At 71.6% G+C, this 15,404-nt stretch carries 19 protein-coding genes; 8 read left to right on the forward strand and 11 right to left on the reverse strand.

The annotated features are described in order from the left end of the window. Nucleotides 1-8: 8 nt before the first annotated feature. A complete protein-coding gene (locus EWH70_RS35650; protein ID WP_165436478.1) occupies nucleotides 9-809 on the forward strand; it encodes a WXG100 family type VII secretion target in 801 nt (266 codons plus the stop codon). A gap of 3 nt (nucleotides 810-812) precedes the next feature. On the opposite strand, the gene EWH70_RS30160 is transcribed toward EWH70_RS35650, so the two are convergent. The 3 genes from EWH70_RS30160 to EWH70_RS30170 all read right to left on the reverse strand — a co-directional run bounded on the left by EWH70_RS30160 (nucleotide 813) and on the right by EWH70_RS30170 (nucleotide 3,415). After that, the gene (locus tag EWH70_RS30160) at nucleotides 813-1,244 is read right to left on the reverse strand and encodes a hypothetical protein (RefSeq protein WP_240687309.1); all 432 of its coding nucleotides are present in this window, start codon (nucleotides 1,242-1,244) and stop codon (nucleotides 813-815) included. 11 nt (nucleotides 1,245-1,255) lie between these two features. Next, nucleotides 1,256-2,473, reverse strand: a complete 1,218-nt coding sequence (locus tag EWH70_RS30165; RefSeq protein WP_130478952.1) for a hypothetical protein — start codon at nucleotides 2,471-2,473, stop codon at nucleotides 1,256-1,258. A gap of 78 nt (nucleotides 2,474-2,551) precedes the next feature. Next, the gene (locus EWH70_RS30170) at nucleotides 2,552-3,415 is read right to left on the reverse strand and encodes an LLM class flavin-dependent oxidoreductase (RefSeq protein WP_130478953.1); all 864 of its coding nucleotides are present in this window, start codon (nucleotides 3,413-3,415) and stop codon (nucleotides 2,552-2,554) included. An 81-nt stretch (nucleotides 3,416-3,496) separates the two neighbouring features. Here EWH70_RS30170 and EWH70_RS30175 point away from each other — a divergent pair, with 81 nt between their 5' ends. Both EWH70_RS30175 and EWH70_RS30180 read left to right on the forward strand, forming a co-directional pair. Beyond that, nucleotides 3,497-3,838 (forward strand): winged helix-turn-helix transcriptional regulator, encoded by a 342-nt coding sequence (locus tag EWH70_RS30175; RefSeq protein WP_130478954.1) that lies wholly within the window; start codon nucleotides 3,497-3,499, stop codon nucleotides 3,836-3,838. Then, nucleotides 3,835-4,191: an MmcQ/YjbR family DNA-binding protein gene (locus tag EWH70_RS30180; protein WP_130478955.1), complete on the forward strand. Its 357-nt coding sequence runs from the start codon at nucleotides 3,835-3,837 to the stop codon at nucleotides 4,189-4,191. Before EWH70_RS30175 ends, EWH70_RS30180 begins: the two co-directional genes overlap by 4 nt. 12 nt (nucleotides 4,192-4,203) lie before the next feature. Here the strand turns inward: EWH70_RS30180 and EWH70_RS30185 are convergent, their stop codons facing one another. The 4 genes from EWH70_RS30185 to EWH70_RS30200 all read right to left on the reverse strand — a co-directional run bounded on the left by EWH70_RS30185 (nucleotide 4,204) and on the right by EWH70_RS30200 (nucleotide 7,123). Further along, entirely contained in the window at nucleotides 4,204-4,911 is a 708-nt protein-coding gene (locus tag EWH70_RS30185; RefSeq protein ID WP_130478956.1) for a GAP family protein, read from the reverse strand. 19 nt (nucleotides 4,912-4,930) lie between these two features. Beyond that, nucleotides 4,931-5,542, reverse strand: coding sequence for a TetR/AcrR family transcriptional regulator (locus EWH70_RS30190; RefSeq protein WP_130478957.1), 612 nt, complete (start codon nucleotides 5,540-5,542; stop codon nucleotides 4,931-4,933). A 33-nt stretch (nucleotides 5,543-5,575) separates the two neighbouring features. Beyond that, nucleotides 5,576-6,415 (reverse strand): LLM class flavin-dependent oxidoreductase, encoded by an 840-nt coding sequence (locus EWH70_RS30195; protein ID WP_130478958.1) that lies wholly within the window; start codon nucleotides 6,413-6,415, stop codon nucleotides 5,576-5,578. Between the two features lie 234 nt (nucleotides 6,416-6,649). After that, nucleotides 6,650-7,123, reverse strand: a complete 474-nt coding sequence (locus tag EWH70_RS30200; RefSeq protein WP_130478959.1) for a MarR family winged helix-turn-helix transcriptional regulator — start codon at nucleotides 7,121-7,123, stop codon at nucleotides 6,650-6,652. Nucleotides 7,124-7,197: 74 nt separating this feature from the next. On the opposite strand from EWH70_RS30200, the gene EWH70_RS30205 reads away from it, so the two are divergent. Next, the gene (locus tag EWH70_RS30205; protein ID WP_130478960.1) at nucleotides 7,198-8,274 is read left to right on the forward strand and encodes a cytochrome P450 family protein; all 1,077 of its coding nucleotides are present in this window, start codon (nucleotides 7,198-7,200) and stop codon (nucleotides 8,272-8,274) included. Here EWH70_RS30205 and EWH70_RS30210 read toward each other — a convergent pair. Continuing rightward, nucleotides 8,246-8,899: a hypothetical protein gene (locus tag EWH70_RS30210; RefSeq protein ID WP_205669320.1), complete on the reverse strand. Its 654-nt coding sequence runs from the start codon at nucleotides 8,897-8,899 to the stop codon at nucleotides 8,246-8,248. The two genes, EWH70_RS30205 and EWH70_RS30210, sit on opposite strands and share 29 nt — an antisense overlap. A 36-nt stretch (nucleotides 8,900-8,935) precedes the next feature. Here EWH70_RS30210 and EWH70_RS30215 point away from each other — a divergent pair, with 36 nt between their 5' ends. Further along, nucleotides 8,936-9,574 (forward strand): TetR/AcrR family transcriptional regulator, encoded by a 639-nt coding sequence (locus EWH70_RS30215; protein ID WP_130478961.1) that lies wholly within the window; start codon nucleotides 8,936-8,938, stop codon nucleotides 9,572-9,574. Here the strand turns inward: EWH70_RS30215 and EWH70_RS30220 are convergent. Together EWH70_RS30220 and EWH70_RS30225 are read right to left on the reverse strand one after the other, a co-directional pair. Next, on the reverse strand, nucleotides 9,559-10,455 hold the full coding sequence (locus EWH70_RS30220) for a serine hydrolase (protein WP_130478962.1): 897 nt from the start codon (nucleotides 10,453-10,455) through the stop codon (nucleotides 9,559-9,561). The two genes, EWH70_RS30215 and EWH70_RS30220, sit on opposite strands and share 16 nt — an antisense overlap. Then, nucleotides 10,452-11,330, reverse strand: a complete 879-nt coding sequence (locus EWH70_RS30225; RefSeq protein ID WP_130478963.1) for a LysR family transcriptional regulator — start codon at nucleotides 11,328-11,330, stop codon at nucleotides 10,452-10,454. The genes EWH70_RS30220 and EWH70_RS30225 overlap by 4 nt, the downstream gene beginning before the upstream one ends. A 109-nt stretch (nucleotides 11,331-11,439) precedes the next feature. On the opposite strand from EWH70_RS30225, the gene bla reads away from it, so the two are divergent. The 3 genes from bla to ligD all read left to right on the forward strand — a co-directional run bounded on the left by bla (nucleotide 11,440) and on the right by ligD (nucleotide 14,889). Continuing rightward, a complete protein-coding gene (bla, locus tag EWH70_RS30230) occupies nucleotides 11,440-12,345 on the forward strand; it encodes a class A beta-lactamase (RefSeq protein ID WP_205669321.1) in 906 nt (301 codons plus the stop codon). Nucleotides 12,346-12,410: 65 nt separating this feature from the next. After that, nucleotides 12,411-13,253 carry a hypothetical protein gene (locus tag EWH70_RS30235; protein ID WP_130479022.1) on the forward strand — a complete coding sequence of 281 codons (843 nt, stop codon included), beginning with the start codon at nucleotides 12,411-12,413 and terminating at the stop codon, nucleotides 13,251-13,253. A 76-nt stretch (nucleotides 13,254-13,329) separates the two neighbouring features. Further along, nucleotides 13,330-14,889 carry a non-homologous end-joining DNA ligase gene (gene ligD / locus EWH70_RS30240; protein WP_240687315.1) on the forward strand — a complete coding sequence of 520 codons (1,560 nt, stop codon included), beginning with the start codon at nucleotides 13,330-13,332 and terminating at the stop codon, nucleotides 14,887-14,889. Here the strand turns inward: ligD and EWH70_RS30245 are convergent. After that, nucleotides 14,858-15,403, reverse strand: coding sequence for a CGNR zinc finger domain-containing protein (locus EWH70_RS30245; protein ID WP_130478966.1), 546 nt, complete (start codon nucleotides 15,401-15,403; stop codon nucleotides 14,858-14,860). The two genes, ligD and EWH70_RS30245, sit on opposite strands and share 32 nt — an antisense overlap. Nucleotide 15,404: the final 1 nt, after the last annotated feature.

Raw genomic sequence — 15,404 nt, forward strand, 5'->3', positions numbered from 1 at the left:
TCACCGTAGTGCCAGCCCCAGCAACGGCTGCCGGACAGATCGTCCGGCACGCCGGCAACGTCGAGTCCATCCGGCTGCGGTTCACCGCGGTGAAGGACGCCAGCGCGTCGATCGCGGACGACGACAGCGCCTGCGGGCTGCTCTGCCGGTGGGTCACCGAGTCGTTCCGGGCCCGCCACGTCCGCCAGGACGAGCTGTTCGCGTTCATCGAGGAGAACCTCCGGCTCATCGGGGTGTCGCTGTGCGACGCAGCGGACACCTCGGTCCCGGAACCCGACCCGGTGCGGCTGGCGGCGCTGCCGTCGCTCGTGGCGCCGGTACCGGAGGCGGCCCCGGCCCGTCTCGGCTGGACCATCGAGCACGTCGAGCCGCTGCGGGACGTGCTGGACCAGCTGACCGGCAAGCCGCACGTCATCACCTCACATGCCGCGACCTGGTACAACATCGCGAACGAACTGCATGCCATGGCCGTGGAGCTGGCGGACCACGTCGCCTGCGACATCCCCGGCTGGCACGGGGCGGCGGCCGAGGAACACCGGAACCTGATGGCCAACAACGTCGAGGGCATCAGGCAGCTCGGCGCGATTTCCGCCGCGCTGGCCGAGATCACCGAAAGCGTCGGCGTCCTCGTCGCGCAGACGCGGCGGATCGTGCACGACCTCGTCCTGGACCTGGTGGCGCTCACGCTGCCGCTTCCGGTGGCGGCGGTGCGGGACGGGACGTTCGCCCGCTGGGCCCGCCGGATCAGCGTCTACGCGGTGGCGCTCGGCACCACGCTGACCCATCTGGACAGGCGCCTCAACGGCTGAGCGTCAGACCTGCTCCAGGTAGGGCCGGTCGTACCAGCCGTCGTCATCGTCGCCGGGGTCCCGGTCCGCCGCGGCCGGGCTCTCCCGGTCGGCCGCGCGGGCCGCCAGCTCCCGCAGCCCGTCCTCGGTCGCCTCGACGGTCTCGGCGTCCATGGTGGCCAGCTCGGCGACCTGCTGCTCCAGTCCGGCCCACGCCTCGGCGGCCAGCCGCTGCCGCACCTCGGCGGGCAACGCGTCGATCAGCCGCGACAAGCCCTGTGCCTGCACGAGAAGCTCCTCCCGCACCGGACCGTGTGCCAGCAGCTCGTGCGGCTGCCGCCGCCCGGCGACCACCTCGGCGGCGAAGTCGCCACTGGGGCCACCGGTCGCGGCCAGCAGCCGCAGCATCGTCTGGCGGGCCCGCTGTCCCTGTTCCGTCTCGAACGGGTTGTCCATGGTCCCTCCGGTCACAACCGAGCCCGCTCGCGCTTGGCAGGGCACTCGGCGTCGCGGTGCTCGTAGAACTCCGGCCACCGCGGCGGCTCCGCCGCGGCGATGGTGATGCCGGCGGCCCTGGCCGAGGCCTCGCCCATGGCGATCTGGTGGCCCCAGCCGAGCAGCGTGCTGACCGCCGTCTGAGCGATACCGAACGCGTCCAGGAAGGACAGCACCAGGTGCACCAGTTGCACGAGGTCGCGGTTCTCGAGGAACTCGATGATGTTGCCGCCGCGACCGAGGCTCGCCAGCACATGCTGGATCACCTCGACGAGGTCCTCGCCCGACTTCAGTGCGATGGTCTTGCCCTCGGCGAGGATCAGCAACGCGATGTCGATCGCGGCGCTGACGCTGTGCCGGATCGTCTGCATGAGGTGGTAGGCCGTCTGCGCCAGTGCCTGGATCACCTGGCTCGCATGGTCGAAGTACTGGGCGAGCTGGGTGACGGCGGAGTGGTAGGCGGCGAGCCAGTTCTTCGCCCGGTCGGCGGCCTCCCCTGTCCACGGCTCCTGGATCCCGTACTGGCCGTGCTTGATGTTGACCGCGATCTTCCCGAATCCCTCTGCGGCGTCGGCGTAGACGACGGCCTGCTTCTGCAGCACGCTCCAGTCGCCGACGAGGGCGTCGCCGAGCATCTCGATGAAGTCCTTGTCGCTACCGGTCAGGACCTTGATCAACGCGGCGACGTCGCCGAGCGACCCGCCCAGCCCGGTGAGCTCCTCGGCCTCCTTCCATGCCTTGACCGGCCACCACGACGGGTCCTCGAGCTTGTGCTGGTCGGGCCCGGCGTAGCCCACCGGCAGCGCGTCCCGGAACTTCCTCGCCTCGCCGGGGCCCGGCACGTCGTCCGGCGGAACCGGTGCGGCGTCCGGTTCCGGATGGATCCCGTCCAGCCGCTCGGCCACGCGCTTGTCGACTGCCGAGTACCAGCACCCGGCGCAGCACAGTTCGGTCCCGGCGGTGCCGGCCAGCCCCACGGCGGACCGGGCCAGGCTCTGCGACATCTCCTGCCACTCGTCGAGCTTCGGCCAGATCTGGGCCAGGAATCCCTCACCGTGTTCGGTGTCCTGGCCACTTCCGTCACCGGCCACCCGGTCGAACCAGACCCGGTAAGTGTCCGCGGCGTCACCCGCCCGCGCCACCAGATTGCCGAGAGCGCAGACGGCCTCCGGCTCCACGGAAAACCCCACGGCCTTCCCCCTTCGCGTCGAAAGTACCCATCCGACGCGGGCGAGTGTTGACAGGTTCCCATCCGATGTCACATCCGGTCAGCGCAGCGCCGGGATGACCTCTGCCGCCAGCCGCTCGAACTTCTCCGCCTGCCGTGGGGTCTCCGGCCAGCCCAGGACGAACGCCTCGATGCCCGCCTCGCTCAGCCGGCCCACCAGGTCTTCCAGCGAGGCACCCGGTGCCAGCGGATCGGTGGTGTCCCAGAGCAGGAACTGCCGCCGCAGCGTAGACGGGTCGCGGCCGGCCGCGAGGCACAGCTCGTCCAGCCGCGCGTTCTGCTCCCGCGTGCGGGCGACGATCTCGTCGACCGGCGCCCCGAACTGCCCGTTGGAGTTCCAGATGTCGGCTCGCTCCGCGGCGACCCGCAGCAGGGTCGGCGCCTGGCCGCCGACGATGATCGGCGGCCGCCGCACCGGCCCCGGCGCGGTCGGCACGTCCCGCACCCGGTACCAGTCGCCCTCGAAGGTGAACGGCTTGCCGTCGGCACGCAGGATTCCGTCGACGATCGCCGTGTACTCGGCGAACCGGCCGACCCGCTCCCGCACCGGCCACGGCCGTGAGCCGACGGCCTGGTGGTCGGACTCGAAGACACCGGCGCCCAGGCCGAGTTCAAGCCTGCCGCGGGACAACTGGTCCACCGTCATGGCCTGCTTGGCGAGTACGGCGGGTTCGCGCAGGATCGGGTTGTTCACCAGTGGCCCGAGCGCGATCCGCGACGTCTGCACGGCCGCGGCGGCGAGCAGGCTCCAGCCGTCGAGGAACGGGCCGGAGAGGTCGCGGAAGTCGCCGATGTGGTCGGCGAGGTAGAGCTGGTCGAATCCGAGTTCCTCGATGCGGCGGAACCGTGCCGTCAGCTGGGTTGCCGGCGCGTCCGGCATCACGATGACCCCAAAACGTCTCATACCGCTACCCTCGACGGCACCGTATGATCCGGCAAGTACCCACTTCGAAGTCAGATACCCACCCTCAGGTAAGGATCCAGCATGACGGCCCACGGCCCGTACTCCTGTGGTCTCGACGCGGCACTCGACGTCGTCGGCGGCAAGTGGAAATCACTCATCCTGTGGGCGCTGGCCGAGCACGGCAGGCTGCGGTTCGGCGAGCTGCGGCGGGAGGTTCCGGGCATCACCGAGAAGATGCTCGTCCAGCAGCTGCGTCAGCTCGAGGCCGACGGGCTGGTGGACCGCGAGGTGCACCAGCAGGTGCCGCCCAAGGTGGAGTACTCGATGACCGACTTCGGCGCGACGCTCAACGAGGCCCTCGTACCGCTCGGCGAGTGGGGCGAGCGGAACATGCGGCGCATCGTGGAGCGGAGGGCCGGATGAGCGCGAGCAGCGAGGACTTCCACCGGCTCGTCGACTCGCTCGACGAGATCGAGCAGGGACAGGGGCGCGACTGGACGTCCTACAGCGTGCGCGGCAAGCGGTTCGGCTACTACTGGCCGCGTACCCAGACGGTCGGGCTGAAGCAGACGCTGTCCGAGCAGCGGGCGCTGGTGTCGGAGCGGCCGGACGTGTTCGAGGAGCAGTTCACCGCTGGCGGTTTCGGCTGGGTCGTCGTGCATCTGGCCGGGGTCGAGGCCGACGAGCTGGCCGAACTGGTCTACGAGGCGTGGCGGCTGAGCGCGCCGGAGGACCTGCTGGCCACGCCACCGTCGTGGGCGCCGGAGCCGGCGTAGCCGGACCGGCCGTCATTTCCCCAGCAGCTGCGGAAACCACAGCCGGGCGACGGCATCCCTGGCGACCAGGAAGCCCGCGATGGCGAGTACCCAGCCGGTTGCCGAACTCGCCTTGCCGGTGATCCAGGTGTTCATCCGGTTCAGCAGCGGCTCGACGCGCGCACGGGCGGCCAGGCGCGCGCCCAGCAAGACGAGGGCGGGCACCACCATCACCACGCAGTATCCCGCGAGCAGCGTCGCCGCCGTGACACCGTCCACACCGGACGTCGTGATCATGCCGATGGCGCCGAGGTAGGGCAGCATCGTCGCGACCTCGATCAGTCCGGCGAGCAGTGCCAGTCCGATCAGCCACACCACCGACGAGGACTCCGCCATCGCACGTTCGCGCCACCTGGTCACACCACCGGTGTCCTTGCGGCGCTTGGGATCGAACCGGAAGCTGAGCAGGAACAGGCCCACGCCCACGACGAGCTGGATCCACAGCGCGACCCGGCTGTCGACCGCGCCGCCCAGGACCTCGGCGACCTTCCCGGCACCGAGCACGACGAGCAGGCCGACACCGAAGTAGAAGGCGGTGATCGTGGCGAGGTAGACGAGTACCCGTCCAATTCGGACTTGGCCTGGCGCGAGCAGCAGCCAGACCGGGATGAACAGCGTGCCGATGCTGGTGCTGTCCAGCAGGGCGAGGCCGATCAAGGACAGGATCAGGCCGACGGTCAACGTTTCCCCCAGGTTGGTTTCAGTGCTGCCGTGCGAAGATTCGGTCGAGGTAGCCGCGGAGAAGCCCGCGGGCGACGTCCTTGGTGACCAGTTCCGGTTCCAGCGCCCGCTGGAGCGCGACCCCGTCGGCGAAGGCGGCAAGCGCGAGCGCCGCGTCCCCGGGGTCCAGACCGGGGTCGACCTCACCCGCGTTGCTGGCCATCGCGAAGGCGTACCGGCACTTGTCCCGCACGGCGGCCGTGCCGGCGACGTGCCGTGCGCGCAGCGCGGGATGGACCGCGGCGCGGGCGAGAAAGGCCAGCCAGATCCGGCCCTCACCGTCCTGTTCGGACTCGTCGGCACTGGCCAGCACGCTCATTCCGAGGAACAGCCGCTCGCCGATGGTGGCACAGCTGTCACTGCTCAGCGCCCGCTCGACCCGGTCGTTGACCAGTTCACCGAGGTGGTCGAAGGCGAACAGGAGCAGCTCGTCCTTGCTGCTGAAGTACGTCTGCACCAGCCCGGTCGTAGCCCCCAGCTCGCGCGCGATCCGGGGGATGCTCGCCGCGTCCAGCCCTTCGGCGCCGGCCACCCGCAGCAGGGCGTCGGCCACCTGCCGGCGGCGCAGAACTGGGTCGGCATGACGAGGCACGGACGTAAGATTAAGACCATAATCTTACGAAGGTCAACTCGGGGGTCCCTGTTCGACGCGGCGCAGCACCGGGGCGAGCTTGTCGAGGTCGTCGCCGCCGAGCAGCTGCCGCTCGTCCCACCAGGTGGCGCCGGCCTCGGCGAGCGGTGCGACGAGGTCGCGGCCCCCGGCGGGACTGATACCACCCACGACGACCTCGAACGGCCCATCGGCGCGGTACCGGTCGACGTAGGCCACGACCTCCCGGACCTGCTCGGCCGACGGAACCCGGCCGTGCCCGGCATCGGTGAACAGCGGAACCACGCCGTCCCAGCGTGCGGCGCGGCGCATCGGCCTGCGGTGCGGCCAGAAACCGGCGACCCAGACCGGCGGGCGGGGCCGCTGCACGGTCGCGGGCAGCAGGGTCACGTCGTCGACCCGGAAGTGCTTGCCGTCGTGGCTCACCGGCTCGCCGGACCAGTACCGCTCCAGCAGGTCCAGGCCCTCGTCGAGGCGTTCGGCCAGCACGACGGCGTCGGTGGTGTCGCCGAAGCTGCCGAACTCCGGCCCGACCGGCCCACCCAGCCCGGCGCTGAAGATCACCCGGCCGCCGCTGAGGGCGTCCAGCGTGGCCACCTGGCGGGCGAGCTGTTCGGGCCGCCGCCGGGCCACCGGCGTCACCAGGGTCCCGAGCCTGATCCGGGAGGTCGCCAGGGCGGCCGCGGTCAGCAGCATCCACGGGTCGCCGAACGGGACCCTTCGCTTGTCCAGTAGCACGTGGTCCCAGACGAACAACCCGTCCCAGCCTGCCTGCTCCGCCGCGGCGGCCACCTTTGCCACCGTCCTGGCGTCGGCGAAGTCCCCGAAGTTCGGGATGTTGATCGAGAAGCGCATCACCGCAGCGTGCCCGTGGCTCGCCGGGCGGGGCAAGCGGATTAGAAGGAGACCCGGTCGGTGCTGTCGGCGCGCAGCACGGATTCCTGGCCGTAGAGCCGTGGGCCTGAGGTCAAGCTCGTGAAGGCCACCTTCATTACGTGTGACGTGGTGATGGTGGCCTTCACGTGCTCCGGTGCTTGGGTGGGTTGCCTCGTTCGTGGTGGCTGGCGGGGCGGTTGTGGTTTGGAGGGGTCAGGACTCGTCGGCGCAGTAGGCCCGCTGTTCGGCCGCGATCGCCCGCAGATAGGCGGTGACCACCTCGGCGTCCTCACCCAGTTCCCTCGCCACCCGGTCGAAGCGCGCCAGCATCGGACCCAGCGCCCGCATCGCCGCCTGCCACCCCTGTTCGGTCAGCTCGACGACGATGCGCCTGCGGTCGGTCGGGTGCTTGCGGCGGCGGACGTGACCGGCCGCCACCAGCCGGTCGACCATCTCGGTCGCCGACGCCGAACGGATGCCGAGGCGTTCGGCCAGCTCGACGGTGCCGAGCCCGCCTCCGGTGTCGCTCAGCACTTCCAGCGCCCGCACGTCGTTGTACGACACGCCCATCCGGCGCGCGATGGCCCGGCCCGCGTCGCTGGCGGTACGGGTGACCTCCCACAGCGCCCACGTCGGGTCCTCCGCCTGCCAGCGCCGCCGTTCCCGCCGCTCGACCTCGTCGATCATGCTAGGCAGCCTAGCGACCGGTGCACCAAAGGTGGTAATTTCGCTAGGCGACCTAGCGACCTGGGGAGGATTCCATGACCAACCCGTTCACCTCGACCACTTTCCGTCTCGGCGATCACCGGGCCACCGCACGCGGCCCGGCACTGCGCAGGGAGGAGTCGCCCGCGGGCGGGCCGGTGTGGGTGATCGCCGACAACGACCTGGCCCGGCGGGCGATCAACGACCGGCGCATCACCAAGGACACCGCGTTCGCCCCCGCCCACTGGCGCACCTGGGAGAACGGCCTCGAGCCGCCGGGCGGGCAGCAGCCGTCGCTGACCACCCTCGACGGCGAGGAACACCTGCGGCTGCGGCGCGCCCACACGCCGCTGTTCACCGCTCGCCGCCTGCGCGAGCACACCGGCCGGATGGCCGAGCTGGCCCGGACCCTGCTCGGCGCGGCCGGGCCGGATCTGGCCGCGGACTTCACCATGCGGTACCCGCTCTCGGTCATCTGCCACGTCCTCGGCGTCCCCGCCGAACACCTCGACGCGGTCACCGCCGCCCTGCGTGGCATGACGACCGGGACCGGCGAGGACATCTGGCGCGGCACCGTCGAGCTGACCCGGCTCACCGCCACGGCACTGCACGTCCCGGACTCCGGCGCGGCCGAGCTGCGCTCCCGCCTGCCCGCCGACCTCACCGACGAGCAGGTCGGCTACCTGCTGTTCGGCCTGGTGATGGCCGGGCAGATCACCACGGAGGCCACGCTCGGTTTCCTCATCGCCCACCACCTCGCCGGCCACCAGGGCGACACCGACGACGAGACGTTCGTCCGCGACGTCGTGCGCAGGCACTCGCCCGCCCCGTTCACGCTGTGGCGGTTCACCACCGAGGAAATCGAGCTGGACGGCCAGACCCTGCCGCCCCGTTCCCCCGTGCTGGCCCACATCCAGGGCATCAACGATGCCGGTGACGACCTGACGTTCGGCGCCGGCGCGCACTACTGCGTCGGCGCCCAGCTGGCCCAGCTCGAACTGGTCACCCTGCTCCGGATCCTGCGCACCGACTTCCCCGCCGCCCGGCTGGAGATGCCGTTCGACGAACTACCCGTCCACCAGGCGGGCGTCAACGGCGTCCGGCTCACGCGGCTACCGGTGACGCTGCGGTGATCCGGCCGCGGAGCAGGGTCACGCCGTAAACCCCCAGCCAGACCGCCCACAGCAGCCAGCCGGCCAGCCCCACCAGGCTGAGCGGGCCCTGCTCCGCGGTCACCCACGGGGCCAGCGTCGCCCCCGCGAACAGCAGCGCCGCACCGGTCAGCCCGACGGCGGCGTGCCACCGGCGGACCAGCCCGGCACGCCGCCCGCCGAGCGTGAAGCCCACCAGCGCGAGGGCGAGGAACGTCCCGTTGAACGCGATCAGCACGTCGTGCAGCCTCCACAGCCCGCCGGTCGCGCCCTCGCCGGCCAGCGCCAGCCGCAGCGCGATCACCACGCTGAACACGGCGTTCTGCAGCACCACCCCGGCGAAACCGACCAGTGCCCACACGCGATCGGCAGACCACAGCGCCGCCAGCGCACCGGCGGCGAACACCGTCGAGGCCACCCAGGCCAGCGGGAGCACCACCGTCACGGCGGCGACGAGGTCCCGCTGCGAGCCGAAGAAAGCCAGCGCCTCGGCGGCACCGGTCCCCGGAGTGGGCAACCCGGCGGGCACCAGCACGGCGTTGCCGAGGACGATCAGGGCGGCGAAGCCGAGTGCGGCGACGCCCGTCAATTTGGTTTTATCAGTCATATAATCAATGTAGCGAAGTTCAACCGAAAGGTGCGAATGACAGCGGAACCAGGCCGCCGCCGGTACGACTCGACGCGCCGGGCCGCACAGGCGGAGCAGACGAAGGCCGAGATCGCCCGCGCCGCCCGCGCCCTGTTCGTCAGCAGGGGCTGGGCTGCGACGACCGTCCGCGACGTCGCGCGGGAAGCGGGCGTCTCGGTCCCCACCGTGTACTCGGCCTACGGGCAGAAGAAGGGGCTGGCCAGGGCACTCGCCGACGCCGCCGACCTCACCGCCGACAGGCCGCGCATGCTCGCCGACCTCGACGCCCCCGGCGCCACCCCGGCCGGGCAGCTCGCGGCCATGTCCGGCTACGACCGCAGGCTGTTCGAACGCTCCGGCGACGTCATCGTCCTGCTCCGGGAGGCCGGGCGGACCGAGCCGGACCTGGCAGGCGCCTACGCCGACGGCAGGCGGCTGGGCGACCAGACCAGGGTGCGGGTGTTCTCGTCGTGGCCGGACGGTGTCCTGCGTGCCGGTCTCGACGTCGCCGCCGCCGTCGACATCTACGCGGCGCTGTGCAACATCGACGTCTACACCACGCTCACGGTCGAACGGGGCTGGCCGGCGGACCGGGTCGAACGCTGGTGGGCGGACGCGCTCGCCAGGGAACTGCTGGCTCAGCGGCGCAGCTGATCCCGCATGGCCCTGGCGACGCGGGCCATCAGCGCCTCGGCGCCCGGCTGGCTGACGGCAGGGACCCGCGACTCGGTCAGCGCCGCCACCGCGAACAGGCCGCCGTCGGAGTGTTCGACCACGCCGAACTCGTGCCGCAGGTTCAGCAACGTGCCGGTCTTCGACGACCACACCGACGCGTCCGAGCTGAACTCCGGGGCCAGCCGCTGACGCAGCAGGTTCAGCCGCATCAGCTCCCGCACCCTGGCGGCGACGTCCGGGTGAATGCGCGAGGGCGTCCACAGCGCCTGCGCCAGATCGACGAACGCCCGTGCCGAACCGGAGCTGCCCCTGGTCACGTCCAGCTGCGGGATGGGGTGGCCGCGGCCGACGGTGCCCGAGCCGATCGCCAGCGTCTGCGCCAGGTGTTTCTCCGCGGGGTCCAGCCGTTCGGCGACGGTGTCGCTCAGCTCCCGGATCGCGTGCCGCACGGTGATGCCCCGCACGCCCCACTCCCCCAGCATCGCGGCCACCCGGTCCGGCGGGGTCAGGCCGAACAACGTGTCGGCGGCGGTGTTGTCGCTCAGCGCGACGGCGAGATAGAGCAGGTCCTCCACGGCGATCCGGGCCGGGTGGCGGAACTGGCTGGTGCCGGTCGGCCCCACCACGGCCTCGCCCGGCTCGACGAGAACGGGCCGGGCACCGTCCAGCTCCCCGGTGCGGATGCGCTCCAGCGTCGCCGCCACGAGCGGCACCTTGACCAGCGATGCCGACGGGAACTCCAGGTCGGGATCGATCGCCAGCTCCGCACCGGACCGCAGGTCGCGGACCAGGAACGAGCCACGCAACCCGGCGTCGTCGAGTTCCTCGCCCAGCTCGCGCAACAACGCGTCGTCGTTCACCCGGCACTTCCTTCCGCACCCAGGCAACGGGCGATACCGGCGGCGCAGGCCCGCAACCGGGCGGCGTCGTCGGCGACGGCCGCCGCCAGGTCGTACCCGCGCGCCAGCCGCAGTTCCCCGATCGGCTGCCAGCTCAGCCCGAGCTCGCCGGCCTGAGCGCGGGAACACAGCAGGAGGTTATGGGTACCGAGGACGTCCGCGGTCGCCGACACCAGCGAGTCGGCGACGCTCACCTGCGACGGCCGCAGCCCGACGGCGTCCCGCATCCGCAGCACCCGGTCCCGGATGTGCGGGACGTCGTCCTCGGGCTGGATCCACACCCGCCTGCGGCCGGCCGGCTCGGATCGCAGTGCCCGCAACGACTCCAGGTACACCGCACCCGTGCCGGCGGCGCCGGAGCCGGCGACGCCGAGTGGCACCGTCCACGCGCCGTCGGACTCGGGAACCGCCACCAGCGCCACTCGCACCTCCCGGTTGCGGACGAGTTCGGCCCGCTGCCCGGGCGGCGCGGGCCGGAAGTCGAGGAACACGTCGTGGACGCGTGCGTCGGCGTCGAGGTTGGCCAGCTCCCGGACGCCGCAGGTCTGCGGCACCGCGACCCGCATCGGCCGCAGGCGGGCCCGGCGGGCCTCGTGCTCCATGTCGTCGGCCAGCCGCACCAGCCGCTGGGCCGACGGCAGCAGGTCCAGGCCGAACGGGGTCAGCGATGCCCGCCGCGTGGACCGGTCGAACAGCCTGCCGCCGAGATGGTCCTCCAGCGCGGCGACCCGGCGACTGGCGACCGGCTGCGGAATCCCCGCCGCCGCGGCGCCGAGCGTGAAGCTGCCGCGCTCGCTGACATGCACGAACGCCCGGTACGCCCCGATCAGGTCCACCACCTGATCTTATGCCACCTTCGCATGAAAACTTCTATTTCCGTCTTCGACAGCATGACCAGGGCTCGGAAGACTGCCGTTCGAACCCCACGGCAGAAAGGTGATCTTCGTGTCCCGTTCGTTCCCGCGACTCGGTACCGCGCTGCTGGCGGCCGTCGCGCTGGCCGCGTGCGCACCGGCGGCGGAGCAGCCGCCCGCCCCCGCGCCACCGTCCCCCGCCGCGGCGCCGGTGGTGTCGCGTGACGCCGAGTTCGGTCAGCTGGAGAGCCGGTTCGCCGCCCGGCTCGGCGTCTACGCCATCGACACCGGCAGTGGCAGGGAGGTGGCGTTCCGGCCCGACGAACGGTTCGCGTTCGCGTCGACGTTCAAGGCGCTGGCCGCGGCCGCGGTCCTGCGTGCCAACACGCCGGCCGAGCTGGACCAGATCGTCCGCTACACCCGGGCGGACCTGCAGGAGCACGCCCCGATCGCGGAGAAGCACGTCGACACCGGCATGTCGCTGCGGGCGCTGTGCGACGCCGCGGTCCGCTACAGCGACAACACCGCGGGAAACCTGCTGCTGAACGAACTGGGCGGCCCGGCGGGCCTGACCCGGGTGCTGCGCGAACTCGGTGACCAGACGACGCGGTCGGACCGGATGGAGCCAGAGCTGAACGAGGCGACGCCCGGCGACCCCAGGGACACCAGCACCCCGCGGGCGCTGGCAGGCAGCCTGCGCACGTTCGCCCTCGGCGACGCGCTGGCCGCGGACAAGCGGGAGATCTTCGTCGACCTGCTGCGCCGCAACACCACCGGCGACAAGGTGATCCGTGCCGGGACACCGGCCGGCTGGGTGGTCGGCGACAAGACCGGGACGGCCGACTACGGCGGCCGCAACGACATCGCCGTGATCTGGCCGCCGGGCCGGGCACCGATCGTGCTCGCGCTGCTCAGTGCCCGGTCCAGCACCGAGGACCAGCCCCAGGACGCGCTGCTGGCCGAGGCGACGAAGGTGGCGCTGGCGGCGCTGGGCTGAGTGGTGCACGTCTCGCACGTTCGGTGGTTGTGCCGCGCGGCACCGTAGGCCAGGTTGATCGCGTGATGGCCAGGCGCAGGGTGGCGCGACAACGGGAGGACCGCACGCCGCTGTCGGGGCGGGTCCGCCGGGTCTGGGAGGTGGTGACCACCGGGCTCGCCCTGATCACCGCGATCTACCTGGTGCTCAGCACGATCGAGCCGACGAGGCTGATCCTGGAGCGCTACGTCCTCAAGCTCAACGTGGAGGTGCTCACCGCGATCGTGGCGATCATGCTGGAGGTCGCCATCATCGCCGTCTACCAGCTGGGCCGCCAGGTCCGCAAGCTGCGTACCGAGCTGGCGCCGCGGGTGCACGGGCAGGTGGTCTACGACGTCAGCACCGTCGTGGAAGCCGTACGCAGGCTGGGCGCGGACGGCCGCCGCGGCGAGCGGACGCTGGAGGTGCTGGGCCTGACGCTGAACACCACGTGGCCGCAGCTCGCCGCGTGGCTCACCGGCCACGAGTCGCCGTCGCGGTGGCGGATCACGTTGTACTGCCTGGATCCGGAGTTCGCCGAGACCTGCGACGAACTACCCGGCCACTGGTCCACCGAGGCGGCCCGCAGCGCGCACCGCGTCCGGGCACTGCTGGAGGAGGAAGCAGGCGACCTGGAGCAGCGCCGGATCACCGTTGACCTGCGGACCTACGATTTCGTGCCGGTGGTGCACGGGTTCCGGCTGGGCAACGGGGAGATCTTCCTGGCCTACCTGCAGTGGTCGGAATCGGGCCGGGTGCGGCCGTTCGAGTTCTACGAGCGCATCGCCCCGGAGGACACCTCGGAGCGGGCCAACCGCTACCGCGACCTGTTCGACAGCTGGCTGGCCCGCGCCGAGCACAGGTCGGCGGAGGCCGTCCCGGCCGAGTGACTTTTCCCGGGCACCGGCAACGGGTAAGAGTGTGGTTGTGAACTCCAGGTCCGAGCGGCTGGCCAAGTACCGGTCGATGCGCGACTTCGACCGGACCGCCGAACCCGCGGGCGGCGCGGGCCCCGCGGACGGCAACCGGTTCGTGGTGCAGCGGCACCGCGCGAGCAGGCGGCACTACGACGTGCGCCTGGAGATCGACGGCGTGCTGGTGAGCTGGGCGGTACCCAAGGGCCCGACGCTGGATCCCAAGGCGCGGCGGATGGCCATCCACGTCGAGGACCATCCGATCGAGTACGCCGACTTCGAGGGCGTCATCCCGGCCGGCGAGTACGGCGGCGGCGACGTCATCGTGTGGGACCGCGGCACCTGGGAGCCGGTGGACACCGACGATCCGCTCAAGGCCATCGAGGACGGCAACCTGCACTTCGACCTGTACGGCGAGAAGCTGGCCGGCCGGTTCGTGCTGGTCCGGCCGCGCCGCGACGACGGCAAGCAGTGGTTCCTGCTACACAAGCAGGACGAGCACGCGCAGCCGGGCTGGGACGCCGAGGACCACCCGAAGTCGGTCAAGAGCGGGCGCACCAACGAGGAGGTGGCCGCCGACCCGGACGCGATGTGGCACGGTGATCGGCCCGCCGCGCGGGCCGAGGAGTCGCTGCGGCGCCCCCGGCGCGAGATTCCGAAGTGGACCGGACCGTCCGGCGACGAGCTGGAAGCCCTGGACTCGCTGCGGAGCAAGGGAACCTGGCACGTCGACGGCCAGGACGTCGCACTGACCAATTTGGACAAAGTGCTGTTCCCCGGCCGCGACGGCGAGGACCCGGTGACCAAGCGGGACCTGATCCGCTACTACGCCACCGTCGCGCCGGTGATGCTGCCCTACCTCGCGGACCGGCCGCTGAACACCCACCGGTTCCCGCAGGGCGTCGACAAGCCGGGCTTCTGGCACAAGGAGGTTCCCAGCCATGCCCCGGACTGGATCCGGCGCTGGCACAACGAGTCCGCCGATCCCGACGACGTGAAGTACTACATCGTCCCCGACAGCGTCGCCACGATGGCCTGGCTGGCCAACTACGGTGCGCTGGAACTGCACGCCTGGACGTCGCGGATCGAGGACGTCACACGGCCGACGTGGGCACTGTTCGACATCGACCCGGGCACCGACACGTCCTTCGACGACGTGCTGGTGCTGGCCCGGCTGCACCGCACGGCGCTGGAACACCTCGGGCTGGAGGGCAGGCCGAAGGTCACCGGCCAGCGCGGCGTCCAGGTGTGGGTGCCGATCGAGCCGCGGTACACCTACGCCGAGACCCGCGCGTTCGTGCAGACGGTGTCGAAGACGATCGGGCGTGCGGTGCCGGAGATGGTCAGCTGGGCCTGGAACAAGGACGAGCGGCGCGGGCGGGCGCGGCTGGACTACACGCAGAACGTCATCAACAAGACCCTCGTCGCGCCCTACAGCGTCCGGCCGCGGCCCGGTGCGCCGGTGTCGGTTCCGCTGGAGTGGGACGAGCTGGACGACCCGGACCTGGAGCCGGACCGGTGGACCGTCCGCACGCTGCCCGAGCGCCTGGCGAAGGCCGGTGACCCGTTCGCGCCGCTGCTCACCCTCGAGCAGAAGCTGCCGAAGCTCTAGCCGTGCGTGCCCGGTGACGGCGCACGGCGTCGCGGTTTGCGCAGGCCGGTGAGCAGTACCGCTGCCTGCCGCCGCGGCTGAAGTCGCCGAACGCCCTGCCGCACTCGGCCAGTGCGCACCGGTGCAGCCGGTCCATCCCGCGGCCGGTGAGGTGCAGTGCGGTGCCGACGCTGATCAGCGCCCGCAGCACCTTGGCCATGGGCAGGTCGTCGTCGCGGTAGTGGATGTGCCAGCCGGTGCCCGCGTGGTCGGTCACCCTGGGGTAGGCCGAGGAGTCCGCGAGCAGGTCGTTGAGCAGGCGGACCCGTTCGGCCGGTTCCGTGGCGTCGACCACCGCGAGCCATTCGCGCAGGAACACCTCGATGTCGGCGAGGTCGGCGGGCTGCGCGTCGCGGGGCGCGACGACGCCCGCCGCGCGGCACCGGGCGGTCAGCTCGGCATGAGTGCGCGGCGGCGTGGCCGCCAGGTCCATGGCCAGCCGGACGGGATCTTCGCCGTAAGGGTTCAAATGCACA

Origin of the sequence: Amycolatopsis suaedae (assembly GCF_004214935.1) — a bacterium.
Classification (GTDB): domain Bacteria; phylum Actinomycetota; class Actinomycetes; order Mycobacteriales; family Pseudonocardiaceae; genus Amycolatopsis; species Amycolatopsis suaedae.

Excerpts from the sequence above, each read along its gene's own strand:
- EWH70_RS30235 (WP_130479022.1), top strand. The coding sequence starts at position 12,411 with ATGGCCAGGCGCAGGGTGGCGCGACAACGGGAGGACCGCACGCCGCTG.
- EWH70_RS30175 (WP_130478954.1), top strand. The coding sequence starts at position 3,497 with ATGACGGCCCACGGCCCGTACTCCTGTGGTCTCGACGCGGCACTCGAC.
- EWH70_RS30160 (WP_240687309.1), bottom strand. The coding sequence starts at position 1,244 with ATGGACAACCCGTTCGAGACGGAACAGGGACAGCGGGCCCGCCAGACG.
- EWH70_RS30195 (WP_130478958.1), bottom strand. The coding sequence starts at position 6,415 with ATGCGCTTCTCGATCAACATCCCGAACTTCGGGGACTTCGCCGACGCC.
- ligD (WP_240687315.1), top strand. The coding sequence starts at position 13,330 with ATGCGCGACTTCGACCGGACCGCCGAACCCGCGGGCGGCGCGGGCCCC.
- EWH70_RS30205 (WP_130478960.1), top strand. The coding sequence starts at position 7,198 with ATGACCAACCCGTTCACCTCGACCACTTTCCGTCTCGGCGATCACCGG.
- EWH70_RS30210 (WP_205669320.1), bottom strand. The coding sequence starts at position 8,899 with ATGACTGATAAAACCAAATTGACGGGCGTCGCCGCACTCGGCTTCGCC.
- EWH70_RS30170 (WP_130478953.1), bottom strand. The coding sequence starts at position 3,415 with ATGAGACGTTTTGGGGTCATCGTGATGCCGGACGCGCCGGCAACCCAG.
- EWH70_RS30215 (WP_130478961.1), top strand. The coding sequence starts at position 8,936 with ATGACAGCGGAACCAGGCCGCCGCCGGTACGACTCGACGCGCCGGGCC.
- EWH70_RS30180 (WP_130478955.1), top strand. The coding sequence starts at position 3,835 with ATGAGCGCGAGCAGCGAGGACTTCCACCGGCTCGTCGACTCGCTCGAC.
- EWH70_RS30200 (WP_130478959.1), bottom strand. The coding sequence starts at position 7,123 with ATGATCGACGAGGTCGAGCGGCGGGAACGGCGGCGCTGGCAGGCGGAG.